This is a genomic window from Pseudomonas sp. B19125 (assembly GCF_044218855.1).
Classification (GTDB): domain Bacteria; phylum Pseudomonadota; class Gammaproteobacteria; order Pseudomonadales; family Pseudomonadaceae; genus Aquipseudomonas; species Aquipseudomonas edaphica.
In genome coordinates this window covers 1,363,390-1,382,921 of the sequence record NZ_CP162589.1, presented here as the reverse complement: position 1 = coordinate 1,382,921, position 19,532 = coordinate 1,363,390, and the positions used below count along the sequence as shown (strand labels likewise).

19 protein-coding genes and 1 other RNA gene are annotated in these 19,532 nt (G+C 57.5%); 10 read left to right on the top strand and 10 right to left on the bottom strand.

What is annotated here, in order from left to right:
- Nucleotides 1-281 precede the first annotated feature (281 nt).
- Both dnaK and grpE read right to left on the bottom strand, forming a co-directional pair.
- Complete coding sequence (gene dnaK, locus AB4P96_RS06285) at nt 282-2,198, bottom strand: molecular chaperone DnaK (protein ID WP_395600612.1); 1,917 nt, start codon at nt 2,196-2,198, stop codon at nt 282-284.
- Between the two features lie 102 nt (nt 2,199-2,300).
- Nucleotides 2,301-2,861 (bottom strand): nucleotide exchange factor GrpE, encoded by a 561-nt coding sequence (grpE, locus tag AB4P96_RS06280; protein ID WP_395600611.1) that lies wholly within the window; start codon nt 2,859-2,861, stop codon nt 2,301-2,303.
- Nucleotides 2,862-3,115: 254 nt separating this feature from the next.
- Between grpE and recN the strand changes: the two genes are divergently transcribed.
- The gene (gene recN, locus AB4P96_RS06275) at nt 3,116-4,789 is read left to right on the top strand and encodes a DNA repair protein RecN (RefSeq protein ID WP_017139265.1); all 1,674 of its coding nucleotides are present in this window, start codon (nt 3,116-3,118) and stop codon (nt 4,787-4,789) included.
- A gap of 98 nt (nt 4,790-4,887) precedes the next feature.
- On the opposite strand, the gene fur is transcribed toward recN, so the two are convergent.
- Nucleotides 4,888-5,292, bottom strand: a complete 405-nt coding sequence (gene fur, locus AB4P96_RS06270) for a ferric iron uptake transcriptional regulator (protein ID WP_017139266.1) — start codon at nt 5,290-5,292, stop codon at nt 4,888-4,890.
- A 98-nt stretch (nt 5,293-5,390) separates the two neighbouring features.
- On the opposite strand from fur, the gene AB4P96_RS06265 reads away from it, so the two are divergent.
- Nucleotides 5,391-5,918 (top strand): outer membrane protein assembly factor BamE, encoded by a 528-nt coding sequence (locus AB4P96_RS06265; RefSeq protein WP_017139267.1) that lies wholly within the window; start codon nt 5,391-5,393, stop codon nt 5,916-5,918.
- A 63-nt stretch (nt 5,919-5,981) separates the two neighbouring features.
- Here AB4P96_RS06265 and AB4P96_RS06260 read toward each other — a convergent pair whose 3' ends face one another.
- Together AB4P96_RS06260 and AB4P96_RS06255 are read right to left on the bottom strand one after the other, a co-directional pair.
- Nucleotides 5,982-6,284, bottom strand: coding sequence for an RnfH family protein (locus AB4P96_RS06260; RefSeq protein ID WP_017139268.1), 303 nt, complete (start codon nt 6,282-6,284; stop codon nt 5,982-5,984).
- Complete coding sequence (locus AB4P96_RS06255) at nt 6,277-6,711, bottom strand: type II toxin-antitoxin system RatA family toxin (protein ID WP_005791512.1); 435 nt, start codon at nt 6,709-6,711, stop codon at nt 6,277-6,279. The genes AB4P96_RS06260 and AB4P96_RS06255 overlap by 8 nt, the downstream gene beginning before the upstream one ends.
- 167 nt (nt 6,712-6,878) lie before the next feature.
- Here AB4P96_RS06255 and smpB point away from each other — a divergent pair, with 167 nt between their 5' ends.
- Nucleotides 6,879-7,361, top strand: a complete 483-nt coding sequence (gene smpB, locus AB4P96_RS06250) for an SsrA-binding protein SmpB (RefSeq protein ID WP_003176160.1) — start codon at nt 6,879-6,881, stop codon at nt 7,359-7,361.
- Between the two features lie 27 nt (nt 7,362-7,388).
- On the opposite strand, the gene AB4P96_RS06245 is transcribed toward smpB, so the two are convergent.
- On the bottom strand, nt 7,389-8,156 hold the full coding sequence (locus AB4P96_RS06245; protein ID WP_017139269.1) for a GntR family transcriptional regulator: 768 nt from the start codon (nt 8,154-8,156) through the stop codon (nt 7,389-7,391).
- Between the two features lie 252 nt (nt 8,157-8,408).
- On the opposite strand from AB4P96_RS06245, the gene AB4P96_RS06240 reads away from it, so the two are divergent.
- The 5 genes from AB4P96_RS06240 to AB4P96_RS06220 all read left to right on the top strand — a co-directional run bounded on the left by AB4P96_RS06240 (nt 8,409) and on the right by AB4P96_RS06220 (nt 14,543).
- On the top strand, nt 8,409-10,103 hold the full coding sequence (locus tag AB4P96_RS06240; RefSeq protein WP_017139270.1) for a lactate permease LctP family transporter: 1,695 nt from the start codon (nt 8,409-8,411) through the stop codon (nt 10,101-10,103).
- Between the two features lie 70 nt (nt 10,104-10,173).
- On the top strand, nt 10,174-12,996 hold the full coding sequence (locus AB4P96_RS06235; protein WP_099547632.1) for an FAD-binding and (Fe-S)-binding domain-containing protein: 2,823 nt from the start codon (nt 10,174-10,176) through the stop codon (nt 12,994-12,996).
- A gap of 125 nt (nt 12,997-13,121) precedes the next feature.
- Nucleotides 13,122-13,400, top strand: coding sequence for a hypothetical protein (locus AB4P96_RS06230; protein WP_017139272.1), 279 nt, complete (start codon nt 13,122-13,124; stop codon nt 13,398-13,400).
- A 104-nt stretch (nt 13,401-13,504) separates the two neighbouring features.
- Nucleotides 13,505-13,901, top strand: a transfer-messenger RNA (tmRNA) gene (gene ssrA, locus AB4P96_RS06225).
- A 381-nt stretch (nt 13,902-14,282) separates the two neighbouring features.
- A complete protein-coding gene (locus AB4P96_RS06220) occupies nt 14,283-14,543 on the top strand; it encodes a DUF6124 family protein (RefSeq protein WP_017139284.1) in 261 nt (86 codons plus the stop codon).
- Nucleotides 14,544-14,800: 257 nt separating this feature from the next.
- Here the strand turns inward: AB4P96_RS06220 and AB4P96_RS06215 are convergent, their stop codons facing one another.
- Both AB4P96_RS06215 and AB4P96_RS06210 read right to left on the bottom strand, forming a co-directional pair.
- Entirely contained in the window at nt 14,801-15,241 is a 441-nt protein-coding gene (locus tag AB4P96_RS06215; protein ID WP_099547630.1) for an Lrp/AsnC family transcriptional regulator, read from the bottom strand.
- Between the two features lie 40 nt (nt 15,242-15,281).
- Nucleotides 15,282-15,434, bottom strand: a complete 153-nt coding sequence (locus AB4P96_RS06210; protein ID WP_176991789.1) for a hypothetical protein — start codon at nt 15,432-15,434, stop codon at nt 15,282-15,284.
- Between the two features lie 57 nt (nt 15,435-15,491).
- Here AB4P96_RS06210 and AB4P96_RS06205 point away from each other — a divergent pair, with 57 nt between their 5' ends.
- Nucleotides 15,492-15,854 (top strand): ASCH domain-containing protein, encoded by a 363-nt coding sequence (locus tag AB4P96_RS06205; protein WP_329607343.1) that lies wholly within the window; start codon nt 15,492-15,494, stop codon nt 15,852-15,854.
- Nucleotides 15,855-16,007: 153 nt separating this feature from the next.
- Here AB4P96_RS06205 and AB4P96_RS06200 read toward each other — a convergent pair whose 3' ends face one another.
- Together AB4P96_RS06200 and AB4P96_RS06195 are read right to left on the bottom strand one after the other, a co-directional pair.
- Nucleotides 16,008-16,637 carry a LysE/ArgO family amino acid transporter gene (locus AB4P96_RS06200; protein ID WP_017139287.1) on the bottom strand — a complete coding sequence of 210 codons (630 nt, stop codon included), beginning with the start codon at nt 16,635-16,637 and terminating at the stop codon, nt 16,008-16,010.
- 457 nt (nt 16,638-17,094) lie between these two features.
- Nucleotides 17,095-18,264: an MFS transporter gene (locus tag AB4P96_RS06195; protein ID WP_395600610.1), complete on the bottom strand. Its 1,170-nt coding sequence runs from the start codon at nt 18,262-18,264 to the stop codon at nt 17,095-17,097.
- 230 nt (nt 18,265-18,494) lie between these two features.
- Here AB4P96_RS06195 and AB4P96_RS06190 point away from each other — a divergent pair, with 230 nt between their 5' ends.
- Nucleotides 18,495-19,520 (top strand): hypothetical protein, encoded by a 1,026-nt coding sequence (locus AB4P96_RS06190; RefSeq protein ID WP_395600609.1) that lies wholly within the window; start codon nt 18,495-18,497, stop codon nt 19,518-19,520.
- Nucleotides 19,521-19,532 lie beyond the last annotated feature (12 nt).

The window sequence follows — 19,532 nt, the reverse complement described above, 5'->3', positions numbered from 1 at the left end:
CCTGAGCCTTGCCGAACTCGTTGAGCCCCAATACAGGCCCGGACCCAACTCACGTCAATTCAACGATCCTGGTCATAACTACTTTTTAGCCAGGGACCCGGCCAAAAATGCGGTATTTACTGCTCGGAAAGCAGGAGCATTCCCGATCACACCGCCAGCACCCGAACCTTGTCGCATGCTGTAAAAATTCACATACCCCAGACACGCCAACGCGGGAGCAAGCTCCCGCGCGGCGACATCCTACCAGTCACCGCTTGATAGCGGTCAACCGGGCAACCAACTTACTTCTGCTCTTTGACTTCTTCGAACTCGGCATCGACAACATCATCGTGCTTGGCTTCAGGCTCTGCGTGCTGTGCAGCGCCTTCTGCCGGCTGGCCTTGCTCGGCGTACATTTTCTGGGCAACCGGTGCGGAGACTTTCGACAGCTCCTCAACCTTGGCTTCGATGGCAGCCTTGTCGTCGCCTTTAATGGCGGCTTCCAGGGCAACCACAGCTGCTTCGATCGCGGTCTTCTCTTCGGCGGTCACTTTGTCGCCTGCTTCGGAGACCATTTTACGCGTCGAGTGAACCAGGGCATCGCCTTGGTTACGTGCACCGGCCAGCTCAGCAAACTTGGCATCCGCATCAGCGTTGGCTTCAGCATCACGAATCATCTGTTGAATTTCTTCATCAGACAGACCGGAGTTGGCCTTGATGGTGATCTTCTGCTCTTTGCCGGTCGCCTTGTCTTTGGCACCTACGTGCAGGATACCGTTGGCATCGATGTCGAAGGTCACTTCAATTTGCGGCACGCCACGTGGTGCTGGTGGAATCTCAGCCAGGTCGAACTTGCCCAGGGACTTGTTCTGAGCGGCTTGCTTACGCTCACCTTGCAGCACGTGAATGGTCACAGCGCCCTGGTTGTCGTCGGCAGTCGAGAACACTTGCGATTTCTTGGTAGGAATCGTGGTGTTTTTCTCGATCAGCGCGGTCATCACGCCACCCATGGTTTCGATACCCAGGGTCAGCGGGCTGACGTCCAACAGCAGAACGTCTTTCACGTCGCCGGCCAATACCGCACCCTGGATCGCAGCACCCATGGCAACCGCTTCGTCCGGGTTCACGTCTTTACGTGCTTCTTTACCGAAGAACTCGGTGACCAGCTTCTGAACCAGTGGCATACGGGTCTGACCGCCAACCAGGATCACGTCGTTGATCGAGCCAACATCGATACCGGAGTCTTTCAGCGCAATGCGGCAAGGCTCGATGGTGCGTTGTACCAGGTCTTCAACCAGCGCTTCGAGCTTGGAACGGGAGATTTTCACGTTCAAGTGCTTAGGACCAGTGGCGTCTGCAGTGATGTAAGGCAGGTTCACGTCGGTCGACTGAGCCGAAGACAGCTCGATCTTGGCTTTTTCAGCGGCTTCTTTCAGGCGCTGCATCGCCAGCGGGTCACCCTTAAGGTTCATGCCGCTTTCTTTCTTGAATTCGTCAACGAGGTAGTCGATCAGACGAATATCAAAGTCTTCACCACCCAGGAAGGTGTCGCCGTTGGTGGCCAACACTTCGAACTGGTGCTCGCCGTCAACTTCAGCGATCTCGATGACGGAGACGTCGAAAGTACCACCACCCAGGTCATAAACGATCACGGTGTGGTCGCCCTTGGCCTTGTCCATACCGTAGGCCAGAGCGGCTGCGGTGGGTTCGTTGATGATACGTTTTACGTCCAGGCCAGCGATGCGGCCGGCGTCTTTGGTCGCCTGACGCTGGCTGTCGTTGAAGTAGGCCGGAACGGTGATCACCGCTTCAGTCACGGCTTCACCGAGGTAGTCTTCGGCGGTTTTCTTCATCTTTTTCAAGATTTCAGCCGAGATTTGCGGCGGCGACATTTTCTGGCCGTTTACTTCAACCCAGGCGTCACCGTTGTCAGCCTTGGCGATTTTGTAAGGGACCATCTTGATGTCTTTCTGTACGACTTCTTCGTCGAACTTACGACCGATCAGACGCTTAACCGCGTACAGGGTGTTGTGCGGGTTGGTCACAGCCTGACGCTTGGCCGACTGACCTACGAGGATTTCACCGTCGTTGGCGTAAGCAATGATCGACGGCGTGGTACGCGCGCCTTCGGCGTTTTCGATAACTTTAGCAACGCCGTTTTCCAGCACGGAGACGCAGGAGTTGGTAGTCCCCAGGTCGATACCGATAATTTTGCCCATGATTTACTCTCCCGAAACTTTAATTAGGTTGCCGCAGCAGTGGTGGCTAACTGCGGTAGCACTTAAACGCTTGACTTATAGATGGGGCCGTTACGACTGATTTCAAGCCTGCTCATCAATAGAAGGTGCAACGGGTGCAGGAGCCTTGCTCACCACTACCATCGCCGGGCGCAGCAAGCGACCGTTGAGCTGATAACCCTTCTGGAACACTTTCAGTACACTGTTGGGCTCCAGGTCATGGCTTTCCTGCATGGCCATGGCTTGGTGATGCTCAGCATTGAACGGCTCACCGCCTTGCGGATCGATGGCTTCCAACTGATAACGCTTCAGGGCGTCCTGGAACATTTTCAGGGTCAGCTCGATCCCTTCGCGCATCGGACGGATGTTTTCGTCATCCGGGTTGGACAACTCAAGGCCACGCTCCAGGCTGTCGATAATCGGCAGCAGGTCGTTGGCGAATTTTTCCAGCGCGAATTTGTGAGCTTTCTCGACATCCTGCTCGGCACGGCGGCGGACGTTCTGCAGATCGGCGGCAACACGCAAAGATTGATCCTGCGCAGCGGCCAATTGCTCTTCGAGCACTTGCACACGAGTTGCCAGTTCATCACCGGCAGCCGAATTGGCGTCTGGAGTTTGCGTATCCTGCGTCTGTTCGTCAGCCATAGATTTCTCCTTTCAAAATCATGCGCGAACTCAACTCGCGCTTCTGTTCCGGTATATGGGGCCACAATTTTCAGGTTCAAGGGCGCAGGCGTTACCAAAAGTCTTTCGCTTGCTCTGGATCAATTCCGGCAGCGTCATTGCGCTTTGCGCTAAAAAATCCGCGCACTCAAGCAAATTGAGCTAAGCACCAGGATTGCCAGCCCTGAATAAAACACTGTATAAATAACCAGACCTAAAGCCTGGGAGCGGCCGTCATGCTGGTGCACCTGTCCGTACATAACTACGCCATCGTTGAACACCTGGATCTCGAACTGGATCGCGGGATGAGCGTAATCACAGGCGAAACCGGCGCCGGCAAATCGATCATGCTCGACGCCCTGGGCCTGACCCTGGGCGACCGCGCCGACAGTGGCGTGGTACGCCCCGGCGCAGACAAGGCCGACATTCTGGCCACGTTCGACCTGGCCGATATTCCCGAAGCCGAGGCCTGGCTGGCTGAGCGCGACCTTAATAATGAAGGCCCGTGCATCCTGCGCCGCGTCATTACGGCGGAAGGTCGTTCACGCGGCTACATCAATGGCACGCCCTGCCCGCTTGGCGATTTAAAGGCACTGGGCGAGTTGCTGATCGATATCCACAGCCAGCACGAACACCAATCCTTGCTGAAAACCGACACTCATCGCCGCCTGCTCGACGAATACGCCGGCGCCACCGACCTGGCGCGCCAGGTGCAGCTTGCCGCCCAGCGCTGGAGGCAAACCCGCCAGGAGCTGGAGCGACTTTCCAATTCCGGCGACGAACAACGCGCTCGCCATCAACTGCTCAGCTATCAGCTTGAAGAGCTGGAGAGCCTGGGCCTTGGCGAAACCGAGCTGGAGCAACTTGAGCAGGAACACAAAAACCTGACCAACGCCGAAACCCTGCTGGGTATCTGCCGGCAAGTGGTGGAGCAATGCAGCGAAAGTGATTCGGGCAATGTACTGAACGCACTGACCGCCAGCCTCAATCGCCTATCGAGCGTGAACAGCGGGTCGGGCTCCTTGAGCGAAGCCACCACCCTGCTGACCAGTGCGCAGATCCAGGTAGAAGAAGCCGTTGGGGAACTGAATCGCTTCCTGGACCACTTCGACGCCGACCCCGCGCGCCTGCAAGAAATCGAAGAGCGTCTGGACACTATCTATACCCTGGCGCGCAAACACCGCATCCAGCCGACCGAAGTGGCGACGATGCAGCAAAAGCTGCTGGATGAGATCGAAACCCTCAACGCCAATGATGAATCCATTGAACGGCTGGGCGATGAACTCGCCTCCTTCGCCCGCCATTACCAGGAAAAGGCCCGCGAGCTCAGCGACCTGCGCCAGCAAGCCGCTACCAGCCTGGCCAGTGCCGTGGAGCAGGAAATTCAACGCCTGGGCATGCCTGGCGGGCGCTTCACCATTGAGCTGCACGCCAACACCAGCAACGAGCTGCAACCCCATGGCCTGGAACAGGTGGAGCTGCTGGTGAGCGCCAACCCTGGCCAGCCGCTCAAGGCACTGGCGAAAGTGGCGTCCGGCGGTGAGCTGTCGCGGATCAGCCTGGCGATTCAGGTCATTACCGCCCAGACCTCGCGGGTACCCACGCTGGTATTCGACGAAGTGGACGTGGGGATTGGCGGGCCGACGGCGGAGATTGTCGGCCAACTGCTGCGCCGCCTTGGGGAGCGTGGCCAGGTGCTCACCGTGACTCACTTGCCGCAAGTGGCCGCCCAAGGGCATCAGCATTTATTTGTACACAAAGTGCGCGGCAGCGATGCGACGCATACGGCCGTGTCCAAGCTGAACAAATCGGAGCGGGTAGAAGAAGTGGCGCGGATGTTGGGCGGCATCGACCTGACGAAAGAGTCCCTGGCCCACGCGAAGAAGATGGTAGTGGCAGCCAAGGCTTGAACCGAGCTTTTTTCGCTCTATTTTCTCTCTTATAGAAAGCACGAAGGCGACCCTAGGGTCGCCTTCTATCGTTTCACAGAGCAAATCTGTGTCGATTTTTACTTTTTCTTACGGATGTACAGGACCAGATTATGGTCCACCAAATCGAATCCATGCTGCTCAGCGATCTGGTGCTGGAGCTTCTCGATTTCCGGGCTGGTGAACTCGATAACCTCATTGGTATCCAGGTCAACCATGTGATCGTGATGACCACCGTCAGCCAATTCGAACACTGCATGACCGCCGTCGAAATTATGACGAACCACCAGCCCTGCGGCTTCAAACTGGGTCAGCACACGGTAAACCGTGGCCAGGCCAACGTCCTCGTTAGACTCCATCAGCGCCTTGTAAACATCCTCGGCACTCATGTGGCGCTGCTCAGCAGAATCGAGCATTTGTAGAATCTTGACTCGTGGCAGAGTCACTTTAAGACCGGCTTTGCGTAGTTCGCTATTTTCAACCATGGTTAGCTTTCTCGCGGATGCTGCTTCGCAGCTTCTCTTAATACGGGTATGATCGGCGTTTACGTTGTCCCAGCCAAGATAGTGGAAGTCGCCCACCGATGCAAAACACCAAGCTCTTGCTAACCAGTTTCACCCTTGTGGGACTGCTCGCACTCGCCGGTTGTTCATTCCCCGGGGTTTACAAAATCGACATCCAGCAGGGCAATGTCGTCACGCAGGACATGATAGACCAGTTACGCCCGGGAATGACCCGACGGCAAGTACGGTTTATTATGGGTAACCCCCTGCTGACCGACACTTTTCATGCCGATCGCTGGGATTATCTCTACAGCATCCAGCCAGGTGGCGGTGAGCGCCAGCAGGAGCGCGTCAGTGTCATCTTCAATGGCAATGACCAGCTTGTGAGCCTGTCCGGTGACTTCATGCCCGGCGTAAGCCGTGATGAAGCCTTGCTCGGCAAGGACAACGGCACCAATGTGACTGCGCCAGCGCAGGAAGCAGAGAAGCCTAAGTCCGAAGTACCGGCCAAGCCTGGCTCCTTGCTGGATCAGATCCAGAAGGACGTCGACGGCGTGCAGACCGTTCCTGTCCCGACGCCACAGCCTCTGGACACCAGCCCGCAGTAATTTTGCGGCGCTCGATAAAAAGCCCGGCATGCCGGGCTTTTTGTTGCCTGCCGATTGGCAGCCTTATGGGTTCTGCTGCCGCGCCAAGGCCGCCTTGGCCGCACGCAGCCTGCGCACTTCCTTGGGGTCTGCCAGCAAGGGCCGATAAATCTCAATTCGATCACCTGGCTGCGCAACACGCACGTGCGCATCGGCGACCACTTTGCCGAATATGCCCAGTTGGCAATCCGCCAATACCAAGCCTGGAAATTGCTCAGCAATCCCCGACGCCAGCACCGCAGCCCTCAGGCTGGTGCCCGCAGGCACCGTCACCGCCAGCAAGACCTGGCGGTCCTCAGCGGCGTACACCACTTCAATCTCAACCATGCAGTTGTTTGGCCCGCTGACAGAATGCATCCACCAGGGTGTTGGCCGCCTGGTTGAACAAAGGCCCCAAGGTCGCCCGCACAATCGGGCCGGCGTAATCAAAGGACAGGTCCAGGCTGATCTTGCAGGCCTTGTCGGTCAGCGCCTTGAATACCCATACCCCATGCAACTGGGTGAACGGCCCTTCCTGCAGGTTCATCTCAATGGATTTGCCCGGCACCAGCACATTGCGCGTAACAAAATGCTGGCTAAGCCCACCCTTGGCTACCCCGACACTGGCGACCATATGCTCATCACTGCTTTCCAGCACTTCGGCGGTTGAGCACCAAGGCAGGAATTCCGGGTAACGCGCTACGTCATTGACCAGGTCATAGAGCGCCTGAGCCGGATAAGGCAATAAAGCCGAACGTTGAATATGCGTCGTCATGTGAGCGTTACTTCCACTGCTTGAGGCAAACATCGCGAAAGAACAGCCCGATCCGCGAGAGAAAAAAACCAGAGAACTGCCGGTATTGTCCGGGATTCGTCCAACACGCTCAAGCACGCAGGTTGACCGTAGCCGACACGCTCGCAACTCCCTATAATGCCGCCCCTATGGCTAAACAAAAGAAACACCCCACAGGGACCATCGCGCAAAATAAAAAGGCGCGACACGATTACTTCATCGAACATCGGTTCGAGGCTGGTCTGGTCCTGGCCGGCTGGGAAGTAAAAAGTCTGCGCGCCAGCAAGCTGCAACTGGTCGACAGCTACGTATTGCTCAAAGATGGCGAGGCATGGCTGCTGGGCAGTCATATCACCCCGCTGACCACCGCGAGCACCCACGTGATTGCCGACCCGGTGCGCACGCGCAAGCTGTTGCTCAACGCCCGCGAATTGGAAAAGCTCGCTGCCGCCGTACAGCAGAAAGGCTATGCCTGTATCTGCCTGTCCTGGTACTGGAGCAAGCACCTGGTCAAGTGCGAGATCGCGCTGGGCAAGGGCAAGAAGGAATACGACAAGCGCGATACCGAGCGTGAGCGCGACTCCAACCGTGAGTTGCATCGCGCCGTGCGCAACAAGGGCAAGGAAGAGTAATCCTTGTGACGGTGTAGCCCACGCGGGCTACATCCCTTTACGTCGCTCCGCCCGGGCCACGCGCTGAACTTCCTGACGCACCTCCTCCAACACTTCCTGCACATAGAGCAGGTGACGTGTTGAGACTTCCCGCGCCTGCTCGGCGCGCCCTTCGATAATCGCCAAATACAAATCCCGATGCTGACTGATGAGCATGTCGCGGGTTTCTGTACGCTGCTGGTACATGCCGCCGATATTGGTCACCACGTTACGCTTGAGCAAATCGAACAGCCCACGAATGGTGTGCAGCAACACGGCGTTATGGCTGGCCTCAGCGATGGCCAGGTGAAAGCGCGCATCCGCTGCGCCCTCTTCCAGCCGGCTAACTTCATCGGCGCGGGTGTAGCAATCCTGCAGCGCCTCAAACGCTGCGGTCAGCCGCTCGCGGTCGACCTCAGTAGCACGCAATGCGGCGTAGTAAGCACAGGACGCTTCCAGGGTCTGACGAAACTCCAGCAAATCCCGCTGAGCCTCCGGGTTATTTTCCAGCAGGTGCAGCAACGGATCACTGAAGGTCGAGCCCAGAGAATCCGCCACATAGTTACCGCCGCCCTGACGACTGACCAACAACCCCTTGGCCGCGAGTTTCTGGATCGCCTCCCGCAGCGAAGGGCGCGACACGCCAAACTGTTCAGCCAAAGCGCGTTCGGCTGGCAAGCGTTCGCCCGACTTGAGCGTGCCCTCAAGGATCATGCCCTCAAGCTGCTCGACAATATCGTCAGACAAACGGCGCTGACGCACCTGATCAAACCCCATAACTCACTCTCCACAAACCCGACCACTCGCCAGGCCCTCTATTCTCGCCTATCGCCGCGCTTGCGGCACCTATCAGAACGCCTTCGATTGACCCAACCAGAACACCTCACCTACACCGCTACGACCAAAGTTTCGTGGGCGGCAAATTGACACACCCCTGCCAAGGCTTTTACTCTAGCCAACAGCGACTGTAAATTGGTATTACCAATTATCCAAGCTGACCAAACAACAACAATCAGGGGCCACCCCATCATGCAAACCTGGCAACAGCTCTACAGCCCACTCGGCAGCCTTGGCCTGTCCGCACTGGCCGCCGTTATCCCGATCGTATTTTTCTTCCTGGCACTGGCCGTGTTCCGCCTAAAAGGCCACGTGGCAGGCAGTATCACCCTGGCGCTGTCGATCCTGGTGGCGATTTTCGCGTTCCAGATGCCGGTAGACATGGCGCTGGCCGCCGCCGGTTACGGGTTTGCCTATGGCCTGTGGCCCATCGCCTGGATCATCGTCGCTGCCGTATTCCTCTACAAACTGACGGTCAAGAGCGGGCAGTTTGAAATCATCCGCAGCTCGGTCCTGTCGATTACCGATGACCAGCGCTTGCAGGTGCTGTTGATTGGCTTCTGCTTTGGCGCCTTCCTTGAAGGCGCAGCCGGTTTTGGGGCCCCTGTGGCAATTACTGCCGCACTGCTGGTGGGCCTGGGTTTCAACCCGCTGTACGCCGCCGGCCTGTGCCTGATCGCCAACACCGCGCCTGTAGCGTTCGGCGCGCTGGGCATCCCGATCATCGTCGCCGGGCAAGTGACCGGTATCGATTCGTTCAAGATCGGCGCCATGGCCGGCCGCCAGTTACCGCTGCTGTCGTTGTTCGTGCCGTTCTGGCTGGTGTTCATGATGGACGGCCTGCGCGGCGTTCGCGAAACCTGGCCAGCCGCACTGGTAGCGGGCCTGAGCTTTGCCGTCACCCAATACTTCACCTCCAACTTCATCGGCCCGGAACTGCCGGACATCACCTCGGCCCTGGCCAGCCTGGTAGCGCTGACGCTGTTCCTGAAAGTCTGGCAGCCCAAACGCAGCGCCGGCGCACAAATTGCCGGCGCCACCTCCGCCGCAGCGGTCACCGCCAGCGCAGGTGGCTTCGGCCAGCCACGCCAAACCGTCGCCTCGCCTTACAGCCTGGGGCAGATTTTCAAAGCCTGGTCGCCGTTCCTGATCCTCACCGTGCTGGTCACTATCTGGACGCTCAAGCCGTTCAAAGCGATGTTCGCCGCCGGCGGTTCGATGTACAGCTGGGTGTTCAACTTCGCGATCCCGCACCTGGATCAACTGGTGATCAAGGTCGCCCCGATCGTCACCAACCCCACGGCGATTCCGGCCGTGTTCAAGCTGGACCCGATTTCAGCCACCGGCACCGCGATTTTCTTCTCTGCACTGATTTCGATGCTGGTGTTGAAAATCAACCTCAAGACTGGTCTTACCACTTTAAAAGAGACCTTCTACGAACTGCGCTGGCCGATCCTGTCCATTGGCATGGTGTTGGCGTTTGCCTTCGTCACCAACTACTCCGGCATGTCCTCGACCATGGCCCTGGTATTGGCCGGCACCGGCGCTGCCTTCCCGTTCTTCTCGCCGTTCCTCGGCTGGCTGGGGGTTTTCCTGACAGGCTCCGACACTTCGTCCAACGCCCTGTTCAGCTCGCTGCAAGCCACCACGGCGCATCAGATCGGCGTCAACGACACCTTGCTGGTAGCAGCCAATACCAGCGGCGGTGTGACCGGCAAGATGATCTCGCCACAATCAATCGCGGTGGCCTGCGCCGCCACCGGCCTGGTGGGCAAAGAGTCCGACCTGTTCCGCTTTACCCTCAAGCACAGCCTGTTTTTTGCCACCATCGTCGGGCTGATCACGCTGGCGCAGGCCTACTGGTTCACCGGTATGCTGGTGCACTAAAACCTGCGCGTAACAGGGTAAGAATCGACGCCGGACAACGATGCCGGCGTCAGCTATTTCTGGAGGACCGATGAGCCTGCCTGCTGCTTTCCTGAGCGACGTCGCACAACTGATCCCGAAAGATCGTCGCTTCGACGACCCTCTTTCCACCCTCGCCTTCGGCACTGACGCCAGCTTTTACCGACTGATCCCACAGCTGGTGGTTCGCGTGGAGTCAGAAGACGAAGTCGTGGCGCTGCTGCACCTGGCCCAGCGCGACCGCGTACCCGTGACCTTCCGCGCAGCCGGCACCAGCTTGTCCGGTCAGGCCATCAGCGACTCGGTGCTGATCGTGCTGGGCGACAATTGGAATGGCCGCGAAATTCGTGGCCAAGGCACGCAGATCCGCCTGCAACCCGGCGTGATCGGCGCCCAGGCCAATGCGTGGCTGGCGCCGTTCGGGCGCAAGATCGGCCCCGACCCGGCCTCGATCAACGCCTGCAAGATCGGCGGCATCGTCGCCAACAATGCCAGCGGCATGTGCTGTGGCACCGCGCAAAACACGTATCACACCCTGGCCGGCATCCGCCTGGTACTGGCTGATGGCAGCCGCCTGGATACCGAGGACGCGGCCAGTGTCAGCGCCTTTCGCCAACAGCATGGCGAGCTGCTGGAGCGCCTGGCCACGCTGGGCCGGGAGACGCGGGCAAATGCCGAACTGGCTGCAAAAATCCGCCACAAATACCGTCTGAAAAACACCACCGGCCTGTCACTCAACGCCTTGGTGGATTTCGATGAACCCCTGGATATCCTCAGCCACCTACTGGTGGGTTCCGAAGGCACCCTCGGTTTTATCAGCGCAGTGACCTACGACACGGTGATCGACCACCCGAACAAGGCCTCGGCGCTGATTGTGTTCCCGGACGTGGAAACCTGCTGCAATGCCGTGACGGTGCTCAAAACCCAACCCGTCTCCGCCGTTGAGTTGCTGGACCGGCGCAGCATGCGCTCGGTGCAGGACAAACCCGGCATGCCGGCTTTCGTACAGCAGCTATCGGAAAACGCCTGCGCGCTGCTGATCGAATCCCGTGCCGCATCACCTTCATTACTCCAGGAACAACTGGCGCTGATCATGGCGTCCCTGGCCGCCTTCCCGGTAGAAAAACAGGTCGACTTCACCCAAGACCCGCTGGAAAACGCCCGCCTGTGGGCCATCCGCAAAGACACGTTCCCGGCCGTCGGCGCCGTGCGTAAAACCGGCACCACGGTGATCATCGAAGACGTGACCTTCCCGGTCGAGCAACTGGCCATCGGCGTAAACCGCTTGATCGAGCTGTTCGACAAACATCACTACGACGAAGCAATCCTTTTCGGACACGCCCTGGAAGGCAATCTGCATTTCGTGTTCACCCAAGGCTTCAACAGCAGTGAAGAAGTCGCACGCTACCAGGCGTTCATGGACGATGTGGCGCAGTTGGTAGCCGTGGAGTTCGGAGGTTCGCTGAAAGCCGAACACGGCACCGGCCGTAATATGGCGCCCTTCGTCGAGCTGGAATGGGGCAGCGATGCCTACCAGTTGATGTGGCAGCTTAAACGCCTGCTCGACCCCAACGGCATCCTTAACCCCGACGTGGTGCTGAGCGAAGACCCGCAAATCCACCTTAAGCACCTTAAACCGCTGCCTGCGGCCGACGAGCTTGTGGATAAGTGCATCGAGTGTGGTTTTTGTGAGCCAGTGTGTCCCTCCAAAGGCCTGACGCTCAGCCCGCGCCAGCGCATCGTGATCTGGCGCGATATCCAGGCAAAGAGACGCGCAGGCGTCGACACCACCGAACTGGAAGCGGCCTACCATTACCAAGGCATCGACACCTGCGCCGCCACCGGGTTGTGTGCGCAACGCTGCCCGGTCGGCATCAATACCGGCGACCTGGTGAAAAAGCTGCGTGCTCGCGACGCCGACCGTACGAAAACCGCCGACTGGCTGGCCGGCCATTTCTCCACGGCCATGCAAGGTGCGCGCTTTACCCTGCATGTCGCCAATGGCGCGCGCATGCTGCTGGGCGCGCCTCGCCTGGCGAAGCTCTCGGCAAAAATCACACAGCTGTCCAAGGGGCAGATCCCGCAGTGGAGCAATGCCATGCCACAGCCGGAAAAAGCCATCCGCTTCAGCCCGGCAGTTGAAGACGAGCGCCCGCGCGTGGTTTACCTGGCCGCCTGCGTCTCACGCGCCATGGGCCCATCAGCCGACGATAAAGAGCAGATGTCGCTGTACGACAAAACCCGCGGCCTGCTGGAAAAAGCCGGTTACCAAGTCGTGTTTCCCGACAACCAGGACAGCCTGTGCTGCGGCCAGCCATTTGCCTCCAAAGGCTACGCCGAACAAGCCGAGCACAAGCGCCAGGAGCTGATCGGCGCCCTGCTCCACGCCAGCCGTGGCGGCCTCGACCCGATCTACTGCGACACCAGCCCCTGCACCCTGCGGCTGGTGCAAGACCTCGGCGAAACCCGCCTGGACCTCTACGACCCGGTGCGTTTTATCCGCACCCACCTGATGGACCGCCTCGACTTCACGCCACAGCAAGCCCCCATCGCCGTGCATGTCACCTGTAGCACCCAGCACCTGGGCGAAAGCCAGGCCTTGATCGACCTTGTGCGGCGCTGCGCCACCACCGTGGTGATCCCGGAAGGCATTCACTGCTGTGGCTTCGCTGGCGATAAAGGCTTCACCACCCCGGAACTCAACGCCCACTCACTGCGCTCGCTCAAGGACGCGGTGCAACATTGCAGCGAAGGCATTTCCACCAGCCGCACCTGCGAGATCGGCCTGAGCCAGCATGGCGGTATCGATTACCACGGCCTGGTCTACCTCGTAGACCGCGTCACCCAGGCCCGCGCCCATGAAACCTGCAAATAAAACAGAACCCCTGCGTGCCGGCGCAGTCACTTGAATAGGCCTCGGCGAACGAGGCTCATCCGTGACCTCGCTGGCTGCCCCGCCTCGGCGCAGCATCGAGCCTTATTTGCTCAAGGAGATACCCCATGAAGCGTACTGCTCTTGCTGGCGTGTTCATCACCGCCGCAATGTTGGCCTCGCCTGTTTTTGCTGCCGGCGAGCCGGACCTGTGCAAAATCAACCTGGACAAAATCAACAACGGCCAAGCCCTGCTCGCCACCGACACCAGTGGCAAAAAGGGCGAAATTGACACCGCCGTGTCCCAGGCCAAAGCCGCGCACGCCGCTGGCGATGACAAAAAATGCATCGAGATCACCTCCAAGGCCCTGCAAGATCTGCAGAACGGCGACAAAGGCGGCCAATAAGCGGTTCACTCGCTGAGGGCCAACCTTCGGGTTGGCCTTCCGTGACGGTTTGGCGTACACTGCACAGGCTTGTCACTCACTAAGAAACAACGAGTTACAAGCACGGGGCCGTTTAGGATTCGACGCCGGTCGCGAAACTTTAGGTGCATGCCGAGTTGGTAACAGAACTCGTAAATCCACTGTTGCAACTTCTTATAGTTGCCAATGACGAAAACTACGGCCAGGAATTCGCTCTCGCTGCGTAAGCAGCCTTAGCCCTGAGCTTCTGGTACCTTCGGGTCCAGCAATCACCAGGGGATGTCTGTAAACCCAAAGTGATTGTCATATAGAACAGAATCGCCGTGCAGTACGTTGTGGACGAAGCGGCTAAAACTTACACAACTCGCCCAAAGCACCCTGCCCTTCGGGTCGCTGAGGGTTAACTTAATAGAAACGGCTACGCATGTAGTACCGACAGCGGAGTACTGGCGGACGGGGGTTCAAATCCCCCCGGCTCCACCAATTCGAAGCATCGACAAAACCCGCCTAGTGCGGGTTTTGTTGTTTCTGGAGGCTGGAAAGCCCAGCCGGCGGGCCTTCGGATTTTTCCTTCAAGATGTCGCGCCGTTGGTGAACTGGCGCAGCACCCACCACAACGCTAACGTTCCCCCGTCGCTGCTCATCAGCGACCGGCTTTGACAGGCCGAAAAGTGTAACCTTTCACACCCCATGATTTAACGGCATGCTTCACGCATCCCGTCTCGTTCATGGCGGCTGTGCGTGGGGCATCTTCGGGTGCGCCGGGTTCCTACACTTCCGGCCTGTCAACCCGCGTACAGCTGCCACCCAATCCTGTTTGACAGCAGGGGGCGGCAGCTCCTTAAACAGTGTGGGAGCTTCATCATGAAAAAAATCACCCCAAATCCCCCAGCGAACCTTTTCACGGTCGCTCAAGACATCGACCCAGAAACCCTCTTGATTCAAGCCAGCGAAACCCTGGCCTCGCTGAACGCTATCACCACTGACCTAGCCTTCGAACTCGAAGGCGAAAACCGTCAAAAGCTTTTGGGCAGCCAACAATTAATCGTGCTGGGTGAGTTATTGATCGAGCGGGTGCTGTCCGTACTGCACCCCACAACCGCCACATCACCTTCCCCGCAGTAGTAAAAATCAAAAGGCCGATTTGCTACGCAGCAACTCGGCCTTAAGAACCTTCAATCCTCGGCGCACCTTGGTTCAAAACAAGCAGGCTATCGGCGGCCGTTGACCCGCTGGGCAGAGCTCGAGGTATGGACTGCACATGGCTGACGGCCAGTCATTCTCCTGCCACCACATAAACATCGCACCCGACTAAGGATCTGGCGGCACTGGCCTGGCACTCATCTTGGCATGCAGGAGGGTCCCCCCTTTGTAACCAGCTTCTATCTGTCGACGAGGACCAGTTTCCTTCTCTCGATTGGTACCGATAAAACGATGCTGGTGCGCGTTTCGCCATAATTATTAATCTTCGCGATAACGCTCTCAATGTCTGCCATCGACTTGGCATAGATTCTAATAAGGTAAGAGTCATTACCCGTAACGTGCAGGCATTCAACGACCTCTGGGATGTCGTTGAGCGTCGCGATCAACTTGGATTTTGATGGTTTGAAGGTCGTCATGCCGACAACGGCTGATATGCCAAACCCCAGCTTCGCTGGATCAACCTGAGCACAATAGCCAGAAATGATTCCCCCATCCTCGAGCTTTCGCAGACGGTCAGTTGTGGCAGGAATGGAAAGGCCCGCGTGCTTTGACAATTCGGTAATGGAAATGCGCCCCAAATCTTGCACCACGCTCAAGATTTTGATGTCTATACGATCCATGAAGGTCTTCCGTGAAAAAAGGTGAAAATTTTAATGAAGCTCATACAATTTCCATTAAAAAATAATCCATCAAAAAAGTAGTAAGTGCTAGCCTATTTTCAGCCCATGAAAACTCTACAAAAAACAAACGACGAACTGCTTCACTTTTGAAGCGCTGCCCAACAGAGTGAAGATTACCGAGCTTCTGCCGCATAAGTGGAATCCTGTCGAAGCGACTATTTTCCAAGCGTCTAATTTTTAGGAGAAAGCCATAAAGGCTTTATCAATTGTACGGCCCAGTGGCGGCCGAATCGCTTCTGGCGAGAAAATCCTCGAAGTCCGTCGTTGGCTTCCAGACTTAGATCCTTGCGAGGATCTCCTGATTGTGGAAAACGAGCGATTTCTCCATAACGATGGGGACGAAGACGATAACGGTATTGCCGTGGCAATTGTGCGCGTGAAAGCCGTGCGTCCCTTCATCCTCGCTGATATGCAAGCGGCCTGTGCAAGCTATTTTGAGGATGGCTGGCTCGCATGGGAGTTGAGTGAGATAAGGCCAGTCACACCCCCTGTGACCATCCGTGCGGCACGGGGTATCTACGAGGTAGATTTCCTTCTCCCAGACAAACGCTGAACATTGAGCAAGATGTGTTGGGCAGACGCTTACTTTTAGCAGTGCAACCGTATCAGACATCTATCTCGCGATAGGACGTTTGATAGCCTATATCGAGTTAAAAATGCAGCCCCTAACGCTTTAATAGGGGCCGCTGCACGCTCCCTGTGGCCCTTATGCAGCAGCGGCAAGCATGACACCGGTGACCACTTGATACGCACCAAGGACGGTGATGGTCGATCCGGAAAAGTAGTTAATCAATTTGAGTTTTGACTTGGATATTCTGGTTTTGAATGCGGAGGAAAAACCGCTTAATCCAAGCCACCAAACCGCGGAACCTAGAAATATACCGGTCACCATTGGCCACACTGAAGGCTGGCCTTGGTCGCCGACCATGCCATCGCTCATTGACGCGAATATGGCGATGAACGACAAGATGGTCATCGGGTTCGATAAGGTCAAAAGCAATGTCGTCGAATAGGCTTTCATCATGCCGGCCCGTTCGCCCGACAAGGCGGTTGCAGGCTCCTTTGACTTTATCGTCTGGTAGCCGATGTACGCCAGAAAAAGCCCGCCGAAAATGCACAGCCAGGGTTTGAACATAATCAGTGTTGTGATAATCGCGGTGATCCCTAACGCGCCTATAAAGCCATACATTGCGTCGGCGGTTGCTGCCCCTAACCCTGTTGCAAAACCTGACCTCCAGCCTCGCATAAGGCTGCGCTGTATACATAAAAGGCCTATTGGGCCGACGGGGGCTGCTATGCACAGTCCGATAATCATCGACTTCATAAAGATCAACATAAATCCCCCTCCGTAATTGAGTTTATAGATTAGATGCTGAACGCGCGCAGATGAATTAAATATTCAACTATTTTTGACAAGTTTATATATATTTTTAAGGCATAAATAAAAAACAACCTTACTTATTAAGGAAAGCAAAAAAACCCTTCACATAGCGAAATCATTCACTCATCGGGTCAATTGACGCCCCTCTGCTTCAGCAATAGACCTGCTGAACGCCACTCGACGAGAGCGTCAAAAAAGAGGTTCCGAGTCGATCCGTCTATTCTTGGAGCGCCCCCAGCAGAATGAACACTGCTTGATTTCACCCCTTCTTTGTGGCGAGAATTTTCGCCAAATGAAACATCCAATTTTAGTAAACCACCATACCTACAGCTCAACGGCATTTACGCCGAAGGCCCTTCAACAAAAAAGACGTCCACGGACGTCTTTTTTTGTACCTGAAATTCGCCCCCAATCACCCCCGCGCCGGATCTCTACGCACCACCAACATCCCCACAAAAACCACCCCCACCACCCCCACCGCAATCATCAACCCATCCCCACTCACATAAGAAACCATCGCCCCCGTAGCAATCGGCCCCAACACACTCCCCAACGTATAAAACATCGCAATCGCCGTCATCGCCGTAGACACCTGATGCTCCCCCACCCTATCTCCCGCTTCGATCACGGCCAGGGTGTTCATGCCGCCAATCGCGCCGCCCCAGAGGAATACGATGAGCGTCGCCAACCAGGGAAGCGGCTGGCTGAATGGGATGGCGAGGGTGCCTAGCAGCAGGATCAATCCGCAGACCAGTTGGCCGATTTTGTAGGAGCTGCGGTCGGCGATCCAGCCGATGGGCAGTTGCAGCAGGGTGCCGCCGATGCCGAAGACGGAGATCAGCAGGGTTGCGGCGGTGAGGAGGTAGCCGGCCGAGAGGCTGTAGCCGGCCAGGAATGATACGGATGAGGTTTCGGCGAAGCCGGCGATAAACGCGCCGCAGAGGGCGGTGGGGATGACGCTGAATAATTTGCCGTGGCGTTTTTCTGCCGGGGTTTGTGGTTGGGTGTCGTAGGGTTTGAGGGTGAGTGCCAGTAGGCCGGAGAGCAGGACGATGACGGCGCAGGCGTAGTAAGGCGCGGCGCTGCCGACGCCGAAGACCACCAGCAGCAGCGGGCCGACGGCGATGCCCAGGCCCATGAGGGTTTCGTGTACGCCAATCGCGCGGCCGCGTTCATCTTTGGAGGCGACGGCGACGATCCAGGTGTCGCAGGCGATCCAGCGCAGGATCAGGCCGATACCGAGGACAAAATTCAGCGCAAAAATCAGCACCAGGTGGTGAGTCAAGGTCATGCCGATCAATGCGCCAACGGTGAGCACCGCACTGAGGATGTTGGTCTTGACCAGCCCCAGGTGGGCGAGCAAACGCGGCACCCATTTGTACAGCAGCAGGATCGCCAGCCACGAGGCGCTGACAATCACGCCGATCTTGGCCGGCTCCACGCCTTGCTGTTCCAGCGACAGCGAAAGCAGTGGCGTAACGGTGCCGATCTGCACGATCTGCGAGAGTGCCGAGAGGGTATTGATCTTGGTTAAGGCAAACCAGCGCTGTTTGTCGGTGTATTCGATGCTCGGGCTTTCCATGGGTGACAGGCCTTGGTTAGGCAGCAGTAGAACGCCCGAACTGCCAAGGGGCAAAGTAGCGATTAGTACCCTGCCAAGCTGCCAGGCACCAATATTCTTAATGACTAAGGATATAAAAACCGAGAGTTACCTTATCTAAAAAGAAGGTGTTTGAATCGCCCCAGGTTTCGTAGGCACCTCTTTCCCATTACCCTGACGACCTTTATCAGACAACCGGAAGTCAGATACCCGTGCTCAAGCCCCTCGCCGTCATCGCCCTCGCCTTCACGCCCTTTCTCGCCAACGCCGCCGACCTCGCGGGCGTGTGGCAGGGCACGCTGGGTAAATCCGCCATCACCGCCTGTTTCAACGGCGCCGACGGCGAACAGGGCAGTTACTACTACCAGCGCATTCTCACGCCGATCCAACTGACCCAGGCCAACGACAACGCACCGTGGGTGGAAGCCGGCAATACCGGGCTGTGGAAGCTGGACAAACCTCAGGGCGATACGCTCGCGGGCGCCTGGAGCAAAACCAAAGACGCCAAATCGCTGCCACTGGCCTTGAAACGCATCAGCACCGACGGCTGCGGCAGCGACGCCTACAACGCGCCCATGGAAGCCGCGCCGCTGCCGGTGAAGACCGAGAAAAAAGGCTTCGAAAACCACGCTTATTTGCTCAAGGCCCAAGGCGCACAGGTCACGATCAAGCTCGAAGGCGACAGCCCGGCGATTCAGAAGATCAACCAGCAACTCGCGGCTCTGGCCGTCAGCGATGAGGCGCAGGCGGATTACTTCCAGGAGCGCCGTGACTACCTCGCACGAAACGGCTCGGGCTACACCAGCGAAATCGACGTCGAGCCTACGTATTGGTCATCGCAATTCATCACCGTAAAGTTCTATCGCTGGGCGGCGGGTACCGGCGCGCGAGGCATCAGTTGGGGGCTGCACTCCTGGAACCTGCAAACCGGCGAACGTGTTGACCCGTGGACCTGGCTCGGTGGCCAACAACAATGGTATGACGTCTACTCCGGGCACGTGAAGTTGCCTGCCACCTTCAGCGCCTGGCTGGCCAAACAAACCACCACTGACGAGGGCTGCCCGGCAATCACCAGTTACGACAGTTTCGAACTGAGCTTCAACACTCAAGGCCTGCAACTCTCCACGCGCGCCACGGGCGACGGCTGCGACAATGAGTTGAGCTTCACCTGGGCGCAATTGGAACCGGTACTCACCGAGCCAGGCAAAGCGGCGCTGACCAGCTTGAAACTGCCTTGAATACGGGGCTGA